This window comes from Sphingomonas sp. AOB5, assembly GCF_029433115.1.
In the GTDB taxonomy this organism is placed as follows: Bacteria; Pseudomonadota; Alphaproteobacteria; order Sphingomonadales; family Sphingomonadaceae; genus Sphingomonas.
Window position 1 is genome coordinate 1 of sequence record NZ_JARNTV010000094.1, and the last position, 8956, is coordinate 8956.

Here is an 8956-nt window from a genome sequence, read left to right on the forward strand (position 1 = left end):
GCGGGCCGTCGAGCATATTCGCCGGGCGATTGGTGGGCGGCGGCGGCGGTGCGGTCGTCGGGGACGTCGGCGCGCCGGGGCCTGCCGCACCTGCGGGTGCGCCTTCGGGAACCGGCACCGGGAAACCGAGATATTCGGTGCGCCCGCCATTGGAGAGGATCACGCGATCGCGCAAAATGCCCTCGATCTTCGCGCCCGCCACCGTATCGCCGATCTGGAAGGGCGCTGCGGGCTCATTGTTGACCGAGATGAAGGCGGCGGCGACGCTCGGCTGGTCCGAAGCGATGCCGCCCTGCAGCACCAGCGCCAGCGTGGTCGGCTGGGTCGCGTCGCTGATCGCAGCCTTGCCGAATGGCGCGAGCGCGAGGACGGGCGCGATATCGGGTGCGGCGCCCGGCGCGGTCTTGCCCGAAGGCGCCATGATCGCGCCGGTTCCGGCATGGCCGGCAAGCCGCCAGGTCAACCCGGCCATCGCGAAGGCGACCGAGATCACCACCGCGCCGGTCAGCAGATCGAGTGCGGTGCGCGTCTGGCGCGGTGAGAGGCTGGGCAGGGTGATCATCCTCGCCTCCCGTCCACGAACCCGTCGAGCGTTGCAAGTGCCGCCTTGTCGTTGCCCTGAAAGACCTGGATCCGGACCTTGTTGATTTCGGCGTCGTCGGTGCGGGTGCGGGTGACCGCGACGCGCCATTGCTGGCCGAGCATCTCGACCGGCTGGGATTCGCTGATCTCGGCACGGAATTCGAGTTCCGCGAGACGGTTCTCGGCAATCCACATCGCGGTCGCGCGGCGTTCCAACCCCCGGGTCGAATCGATATGAGATTCGACCGCGCGCATCAGTCCGACCGACGCGATCGCCAGCACCGCGAGCGCGACCAGCGCCTCGATCAGCGAGAAGCCGGAGTCGTTGGCAGTGCCGCCTCTGGAACTTTCAATCCCTTCCCCAGCGAAGGCTGGGGCCCAGTTGCCATGTTCGATGTGGTGGAACGCAGGATTCGCCACTTCGGTCCCGCAACTGGGCACCAGCCTTCGCTGGGGAAGGGGAAGGGGTGAGGATTGGCGCAAAAGATCGCTCACGGCTTTTCCGCCGCCTTGCGCACGCTGACAGTCATGCCGTCGTACAGCACGATCCAGCGCTGCCGCCCGCTTTCGACCGTGGCGGTCATCGGTTCGCCCGCGCCGTCCGCACCCAGCACCACCGGGGGCTTGGCGCTGAGCGTCATCACCATACCGGCGGGAAGCTGGTGGAAGCCCAGCGCCTTGTCGGTGCGGGCCTGCATCTGGCCGTTGTCGCCGATGGTGGCGAAGCCATAGCCGTCCGGCGCGATGGTCAGTGCGACCATCCGGTCGCCGAGCATCGCATCGTCGGACGCGGCCTGAAGCCGGGTCGCCAGCCTGCGCGCCTCGGCCTCGACCGTGGGTGCGCGAGTGGCGCCGCCGACGCCGATCGCCACCGTGCCCGCCGCCACCGCGATGATCGCGAGCACGATCAGCATCTCGACGAGCGTGAAGCCCGTCTCACGGGCCGTTCTGGTGGAGCGGCCCCCCGGCACGCCTGTTACTGGCCCTTGCCGCTGATATCGGCGTCCACGCCTTCGCCGCCGGGCTTGCCGTCCTTGCCGAGCGACGTGATCGTGAAGACCCCGCCGTCATTGGCATAGACCCAGTCACGGCCCCAGGGATCCTTGGGCACTTCCTGAACATAGGCGCGCCATGCGGGCGGGGCCGGATTCGGCTGCACCGCCAGCGCCTTGATGCCCTGATCGGTGGTCGGATAATCGCCATTGTCGAGGCGATACATCGCCAGCGCGCCGGACAGGGTCTTGATGTCGGTCTTTGCCGTGGTGACGCGTGCCTCGTCCGGACGGCCCATCAGATTCACCACCAACAGGCCGGCCACGATGCTGATGATCGCCAGCACGATCAGCATTTCGATCAGGGTCAGACCCGCTTCGGAATGCTTCACCCGCTTGCGGATATTGGCGCGTGATGTCACGCTGTCCTTGAACTGTCGTAAATCTATGCGCATCGCAGTCCCATGCGTTCTGTCCATGAAAGCAATGTTACAGTCGAGCCAGGCTCGGAACCGCGTGCCGGGGGCGTATGGACGCTTGCCGCCAGCGGGGCGATCATAAACGAGCCGGAGGGACCCGCAACCTTGCTGGTCCCCACCGAGCAGGTGCTGCTGCTGGCGGTCGACCTGCCGCTGTCGAGCCGCGCGAAGCGGCTGGAGGCACTGCCCTTCGCCATCGAGGACCGAATCGCCGAGCCGGTCGATTCGGTGCATCTGGCGCTTGGCGCGGAGATTTCGCCGAAGCGCTATCTGGTCGCGGTGGTGCGGCACGAGACGATGATCCGCTGGATCGCCGGTGCCGAAGCGGTTGGCCTGAGCCATGCGGCGATGGTGCCCGATGCGCTGACCTTGCCCGTGGCCGAGCTGGAAGGCGCGTGGATGGTCGATTCGCGGCGCGGCCGCGTGCTGGTGCGTTCGGCCGAGGGCGGCTTCGCGTTCGACGAGGCGATGTTCGCGACCGCCTGGCAGGCAGCGGGGCAGCCGCCGGTCATGGCCTGGAACCAGCATAGCCCGGCCGATGTGCCGGTCGCCGGGGTCCAGATCGATTCCCAGCCGCTGGCGGAGCGCGTGCGAAATCCCGCGGTCGATCTGCGGCAGGGAGCCTATGCCCGGCGTGCGGTGATTTCGAACACGTGGCGCCGTCTTGGGTGGATCGTCGGGATTGGCGTTGCGGCGCATATCGCGATCCTGTTTGCGGATACCATTGCGCTGCGGATCATCGCGAACCGGCGCGAGGCGGACACCCGCGCGCTGATCCAGCAGACCGCGCCGGGCACCGCACTTCAGGGCGATCTCGCCACCAGCGTCGCGGCTTTGCTGCCCAGCGGCGGGGGAGGGGGCGGCGTGCCGCAGACCTTCATCCCGCTGGTCGGCCGCATTTCGGCTGCGCTGGCGCCGCTGGGGGCGATCAATGCGCGGAGCCTCGAATTCCAGGCGGAGACGCTGACGATGGACCTTGATGGCCAGCCCGGCCTGTCCGCGCGGATTCGCGATGCATTGAAGAATGCACGCATCAAGGCGACGGTCACGGAATCGCCTGACGGCGCGATCCGTATTACGGCAGGTGCCGCATGATCGTCCGCATCATCCAGCGCTCGGGCCTCGACGCCCTTATCGCCCGGTTCGACGCGTGGTGGAGCGGCCGCAGCCCGCGCGAGCGCATCCTGCTCGCCGCGATGGGCACGCTGATCGGCGCGGTGGTGCTGCTCTATGGCGTGCTGATGCCGATCCAGAATGCGCGGGCCAAGTCCTATGCCGATATCCGCACCTATGAGACGCTGAACGCGCGCATCCGCGCCGCGGGCGGTCTCCAGCCGCAGGGCGCCCGTCCGCAGCCGCGCAGCGGCACGCCCGAAGTGGTGCTGCAATCCTCCGCCGCGCAGTTCAGCGTGCCGGTGACGGTTGCGACCGTGCCCGAGGGGCTCCGCGCGACCGTGGCCGATGCGCCCTATGATGCGGTGATGTCGTGGATCGCCGATCTGGGCGCGACCAGCCGGTTGAAGGTGCGGCGTGTGACGATGAAGCGGTTGCCCACCGCGGGGCGGGTCAGCGCTACCGTGGATTTTGCGCGATGAGCGAGACGCTGATCCTCACCGAAGGCGCGCCGCTGGCGCTGCCCTACAGCTATGCGCGCCGCAACGGCGTGCTGCTGCGGCAGGAGAATGGACGCAACGTCTGCGTCTACCGGCCCGGCGTGGGTCTGGACGCGATGCTCGAAGTGCGGCGGGTCGCACCCGATGCATTGTTCGTCGCTGCCACCGATGGCGAGTTCGATGCCGCGATCAGCGCTGCCTATAGCGGCAGCGCAGGCGCCGCGGCCGAGCTGGACATGGGCGACATGGATCTGGCCGCGCTGGCCAACGATGCGGCCGCGGTCGACGATCTGCTCGACAATCGCGACGACAGCCCGGTCATCCGCCTGATCAACGCGCTGCTGCTCGAAGCGGTGAAGGAAGGCGCGTCGGACGTGCATGTCGAGACGCAGGAGAAGCGCCTCGTGGTGCGCTTCCGCGTCGATGGCGTGCTGCGCGACATGCTCGAGCCGCCGCGCGCGCTGGCGCCGCTGCTGGTCAGCCGCATCAAGGTGATGGCGAAGCTCGATATCGCCGAGAAGCGCATCCCGCAGGACGGCCGCGTGACGCTGCGCATCGGCGGGCATGACGTGGACGCGCGCGTCTCGACCATCCCGACCCAGCATGGCGAGCGGGTGGTGATGCGTCTGCTCGAAAAGGGTTCGATGCGCCTCGACATGGAAGTGCTGGGCATGAGCGAGCGCGACCGCACGGTCTTCTCGCGCCTGCTTGAGCGGCCGCACGGCATGGTGCTGGTCACCGGGCCGACCGGTTCGGGCAAGACGACCACGCTTTACGCGGCGCTCCACCGGCTGAACGATCGCAAGCGCAACATCATGACGGTGGAAGATCCCATCGAATATGAGCTGCCCGGCATTGCCCAGACCCAGGTCAATGCGCGCACCGATATGAGCTTCGCCCGCGGGCTGCGCGCGATCCTGCGCCAGGATCCGGACGTGATCATGGTCGGCGAAATCCGCGATCAGGAAACCGCCGAAGTCGCGGTGCGATCGGCGATGACTGGCCATTTCGTGCTGTCGACCCTGCATACCAACAGCGCGGTCGGATCGGTGACGCGCCTGATCGACATGGGTGTCGAGCGTTACCTGCTCGCGCCGATGGTGGTCGGCCTCGCGGCGCAGCGGCTGGTGCGGAAGCTGTGCCCCTCGTGCCGCCGTCAGGACGAAGCGACCGAAGCGGATTCGCTGTTGCTGGGCGGGGCGATCAAGCCGGGCAAGAAATTGTGGCGCGCAGTGGGATGCGAGGATTGCCATCAGGAAGGCTATCGCGGCCGTGCGGGCCTGTACGAAGTCGTCGCTGTGGACGATGCCTTCCAGAAGCTGATCCATGACGGCGCCTCCGAAGCCGATCTGGAAAAGCTGGCGCGCAAGGATAATCCCAGCCTGCTCGACGATGGTGTCGCCAAGGTGAAGGCCGGCGTGACCACGGTGGAAGAAGTCGCCCGCGTGGTGCGGGACGAGGCCTGATGCCCGCATTCTCCTACCGCGCAGCCGACAAGTCCGGCGCCGCGAAGAAAGGTATCCTCGAGGCTTCGTCGCCGGTCGCCGCGCGCGCGATGCTGCGCGATCAGGGTCTGTTGCCGCTGTCGGTCGAGGCCGCGCGCGAAGGCGGACGTTCGTTCGGATCGATCAAGCTGCCCAGCTTCGGCAAGGGGATCAGCCCGCGCCAGCTCGCCACGATCACACGCCAGATCTCGACACTGGTCGGCTCCGACATCTCGATCGAAGAGTCGCTGCGGCTGGTCGCGGCGCAATCCGAACAGGCGGCGGTCAGTTCGCTGCTGCTCGACGTGCGCGGCGCGATCCTCGACGGGCGCAGCTTTGCGACCGCGCTGGGCCAGCATCCGCAGGCCTTTCCCGAATTCTACCGCGCCTCGGTCGCGGCGGGCGAAAGCTCGGGCAAGCTGCCCGACGTACTGAGCCACCTCGCCGAGTTCGTCGAGAACCGGCAGGCGAACGGGCAGAAGCTGCAACTGGCGCTGCTCTATCCGGCACTGCTGGCGCTCGTGTCGTTCGGCATGATCGTGCTGCTGATGATCTATGTCGTTCCGGATATCGTGAAGGTGTTCGTCTCGCGCGGGGCCGACCTGCCGTTCCTCACCCGCGCGCTGATCGCGGTGAGCGCGTTCCTCCAGAACTACGGGCTGTACCTGCTGCTGGGCATCGCGGTGGCGCTGTTGATCTTCGAGCGCTGGCGGCGGGTGCCCGCCAACAAGCTGCGGATGCACAAGGCGTTCACCGAACGTCGCCCGATCCGCCGCTTCAGCCGTCAGTTGAACGCAGCGCGCTTCGCCGGAAGCCTTGCGACGCTTGTCGGCAGCGCGGTGCCGCTGGTCGAGGCGATCCATGCCGCCGCCGCAGTGACCCCGAACCATTGGGTGCGGGATCGCGCGCTGGGCGTGGCGCAGCGCGTGCGTGAGGGCGTGAGCCTGCGCGTGGCGATGCAGGAGGCGGGCGTGTTCCCGACGATGCTTATCGCCATCGTCGCAGCGGGCGAGAGTTCGGGCAAGCTGGCGCCAGCATTGGGCCGCGCATCGAACGAGCTGGAGCGCGAACTCGACGCGCTGGTTACCGCGCTAGTCGCGCTCGTCGAGCCGCTGGTGCTGCTGGTGATGGGCGGGCTGATCCTGATGATGGTGCTGTCGATCCTGCTGCCGATCATCAACCTCAACAATCTGGTCGGGGTCTGAGCCCTTACATCGTCGTCCGGAACGGCTGGTTGGGCGGGATCGGCAGGAAGGGCAGCAGCTGCGCGCCGTCGGGCGTCATGGTCAGCTCGACCTGACCGCCTTCGCTCAGCGTGCCGCTGATCAGCGTCTTCATCCGCTGGGTAGCGGGGGCAAGGCGGATGCGGGTGATGCTGCCGACCTTCTCGGCGGTGAACAGCAAAGAGGGCATGTTGGCGCGCGCGGGCAGGCCGCGCATGCCGCAGCTGCCGGGATCGCTCAGCACGCGGCCCTGCATCATCTGGCCCGATCCACCCATTTCCACCCGGTCCATCTCGACCTGCGCGGTCATCGCGCAGGTGAAGGGCAGGTTGGGGCGCAGCACCGAGAGCAGGCCGACATCGACCGATCCGCTGACCTTGTCGAGCACCACGCTGCTGAAGCCAGCGATGGCCCGCCCGCCAAGCTCGGTATCCGGCCCGCGCAGCTTCCAGTCGGCGGCATAGCCAAGACCCGTCAGCGAACGCAGCGGCGCCCAGCGCCATTCGGCCACGCCGCCGCCGGTGATGCCGACTTCGCCATTCCAGATCGTGCCCGAAATGCCCGCGCGCCATGGCCGGTTCTTCAGCACCGCGCTGGCCGGGATCGTCGCGACCATCGCCACGGCATAAGCCGCTATGCCCAGCGCGGCGAACCGGATAAGACGCCGCCGGGCGTCGTTACGCGCATCCGGAGTGATTTCCAGTGCCCCACCGAGATCTGAACCGTCGAGACCTGCTGAAGCTCGCACAATCCGGTCTGGTCGCGTCAGCGGCATCGGTCGTTATTCCTTCGTTCGCCTTGGCGCAGACCGCGAAGAAGGACAAACGCCCGGTCGCGCTGCTGGTGCCGCTCACGGGACCGCGAGCGCGGCTGGGCCTTAGCATGCGCTCGGCGGCGTTGCTCGCGGAAAACAGCAGCTTCGTTCAGACCTATGATACGCTGGGCACCGCGAACGGCGCGGCTGCGGCGGCGACCGCTGCGCTGAAGAAGGGGCCGGCGATGATCCTGGGGCCGTTGCTGGCCGAGGAAGTGCCGGCGGTGGCCTCCACCGTGGCGGGCCGCGTGCCGGTGATCTGCTTCAGCAACGATTCGGTGCTGAAACAGCCCGGCACCTATATCTTCGGGATCACCGCGGCGCAGGTGACCAGCGCGATCCTGCGCTATGCCCGCACCCGCGGCGTGAAGAGCGTGGTGGTGATCGACGATCACAGCCCTTGGTCCTCGGCGTCGGTGCTGGCCGCGAGCCGGATGGAAGGCGAACTGGGAATCACCGTGCGATCGATCGAGGTGCTTCCCGGCTCGACCATGCATGATCCGGGCGAGGTTCCCGACGCAGTGCTGTTGCCCGGAAGCGGTGACAAGGTACTGGCCGCCGCGCGCGCGCTGAAGGAAACCGGCGTGCAGCTGCTCGGCACGGTACAGGCGCTCGATCATCGCCCGGCTTCGCTTGCCGCGCTGGAAGGGGCGTGGATCGCGAGCCCCGATCCGGCAGCGTTCGGCACCTTTGCCAGCGAGTTTTCCGCGCGCGTGGGCGGCGATCCGGGGGCGATCGCGGCGCTGGCCTATGATGCGGCGGGCATCGCCAATTCGCTCCGCAATTCGGGCACGCTCAGCCCGGCGGGGCTGCTCAGCGCACAGGGCTTCAAATGCGTCACCGGCCCGGTCCGCTTCCGCACCGATGGCAGCGTGGCGCGAGATTTCGCGATCCTGGTCGCGCGGCCGGAGGGTTACGAGCCGGTAGCGATGAGTAGCGGCGCATGAAGCCGGCTTTGGTGGGAAGACGGCACCAGCCCGCTCCCCCACCCGGCCTCCCACAGAATATGCTGGATGGGAGGCCGGGTGGGGGAGCGGGCTGGTGCCGAACCCCGGCGGAGCCGGCAAAGAACGCCGAGCAGGGCTTCACGCTGATCGAACTGATGATCTCGCTGGGCCTGTTCGCGCTGATCGCGACGGCGGGGCTGGCGCTGGTGCAGGGCGTGCTCAACGTGCAGGGGCGCACCGAGGCGCGGCTCGACCGGCTGGCCGAATTCCAGCGCGCGATGTTCGTCATCACCAGCGACCTCGACCAGATCTCGGTCGGGCAGGTGAGCGGGGGCGGACCGAACATCAAGTTCAGCCGCACCGCACCGGGCACCGGTGGTCGCGCTGCGGAGGTGCAATATGCGCTGACGGGCGACACGCTGATCCGCGGCGTCGGACGCGCGCAGCAGCAATTGCTGCCGGGCGTCGCGGCGGTGCGCTGGCGCTTCTACGACAATGGCTGGATCGATGCGTGGCCGCGCAGCGAGGAGGAAGCCAATCGCTGGCCGCAGGCGATCGAGGTCGAGATGCAGGTGGTTGCGCCAAAGGCCGGCGGGGCGGCGGGTAGTCTTCGCCGCGTGGTCGTCCTGCCGACGCGCGGGGACGGGCAGTGAGGCGCGCGCCGGATCAGGGCGAAACCGGGATGATCCTGGTCAACGTGCTGATGTTCGTCGCCATCGCGGCGGGTCTCGTGCTGTTGCTGATCAATCGCGAGGAACTGGCGCTGGACCGCGGGCTGCGCGCGCGGGAAGCGTCGCGGGCGCTGGCGGCGGTGCGCGGCGG

Annotated in this window: 11 protein-coding genes; 6 read left to right on the plus strand and 5 right to left on the minus strand. The window is 68.1% G+C overall.

Translation table 11 applies throughout. The features are described 5' to 3' along the window. The 4 genes from P1X14_RS20840 to gspG all read right to left on the minus strand — a co-directional run. Positions 1-562: type II secretion system protein N (locus P1X14_RS20840; RefSeq protein ID WP_277317345.1), on the minus strand; the 562-nt coding region annotated here is incomplete at its 3' end. Then, complete coding sequence (gene gspI / locus P1X14_RS20845; protein ID WP_277317346.1) at positions 559-1077, minus strand: type II secretion system minor pseudopilin GspI; 519 nt, start codon at positions 1075-1077, stop codon at positions 559-561. The genes gspI and P1X14_RS20840, both read right to left, overlap by 4 nt. Then, positions 1074-1553, minus strand: coding sequence for a GspH/FimT family pseudopilin (locus tag P1X14_RS20850; protein WP_277317347.1), 480 nt, complete (start codon positions 1551-1553; stop codon positions 1074-1076). Before P1X14_RS20850 ends, gspI begins: the two co-directional genes overlap by 4 nt. A gap of 5 nt (positions 1554-1558) precedes the next feature. Beyond that, positions 1559-1996 (minus strand): type II secretion system major pseudopilin GspG, encoded by a 438-nt coding sequence (gspG, locus tag P1X14_RS20855; RefSeq protein WP_277317348.1) that lies wholly within the window; start codon positions 1994-1996, stop codon positions 1559-1561. Positions 1997-2038: 42 nt separating this feature from the next. On the opposite strand from gspG, the gene gspL reads away from it, so the two are divergent. Genes gspL through P1X14_RS20875 form a run of 4 tightly spaced genes read left to right on the plus strand, consistent with a single transcriptional unit; the run spans position 2039 to position 6355 of the window. After that, positions 2039-3148, plus strand: coding sequence for a type II secretion system protein GspL (gene gspL, locus P1X14_RS20860; protein WP_277317349.1), 1110 nt, complete (start codon positions 2039-2041; stop codon positions 3146-3148). Then, the gene (locus P1X14_RS20865; protein ID WP_277317350.1) at positions 3145-3648 is read left to right on the plus strand and encodes a type II secretion system protein M; all 504 of its coding nucleotides are present in this window, start codon (positions 3145-3147) and stop codon (positions 3646-3648) included. Before gspL ends, P1X14_RS20865 begins: the two co-directional genes overlap by 4 nt. Continuing rightward, a complete protein-coding gene (gspE, locus tag P1X14_RS20870; RefSeq protein WP_277317351.1) occupies positions 3645-5132 on the plus strand; it encodes a type II secretion system ATPase GspE in 1488 nt (495 codons plus the stop codon). Before P1X14_RS20865 ends, gspE begins: the two co-directional genes overlap by 4 nt. Beyond that, positions 5132-6355 (plus strand): type II secretion system F family protein, encoded by a 1224-nt coding sequence (locus tag P1X14_RS20875; RefSeq protein WP_277317352.1) that lies wholly within the window; start codon positions 5132-5134, stop codon positions 6353-6355. Before gspE ends, P1X14_RS20875 begins: the two co-directional genes overlap by 1 nt. A 4-nt stretch (positions 6356-6359) precedes the next feature. On the opposite strand, the gene P1X14_RS20880 is transcribed toward P1X14_RS20875, so the two are convergent. Continuing rightward, positions 6360-6989, minus strand: a complete 630-nt coding sequence (locus P1X14_RS20880) for a hypothetical protein (RefSeq protein ID WP_277317353.1) — start codon at positions 6987-6989, stop codon at positions 6360-6362. An 86-nt stretch (positions 6990-7075) separates the two neighbouring features. Here P1X14_RS20880 and P1X14_RS20885 point away from each other — a divergent pair, with 86 nt between their 5' ends. Together P1X14_RS20885 and P1X14_RS20890 are read left to right on the plus strand one after the other, a co-directional pair. After that, the gene (locus P1X14_RS20885; RefSeq protein ID WP_277317354.1) at positions 7076-8134 is read left to right on the plus strand and encodes an ABC transporter substrate-binding protein; all 1059 of its coding nucleotides are present in this window, start codon (positions 7076-7078) and stop codon (positions 8132-8134) included. Between the two features lie 59 nt (positions 8135-8193). Further along, positions 8194-8787, plus strand: coding sequence for a type II secretion system protein GspJ (locus P1X14_RS20890; RefSeq protein ID WP_277317355.1), 594 nt, complete (start codon positions 8194-8196; stop codon positions 8785-8787). Positions 8788-8956: the final 169 nt, after the last annotated feature.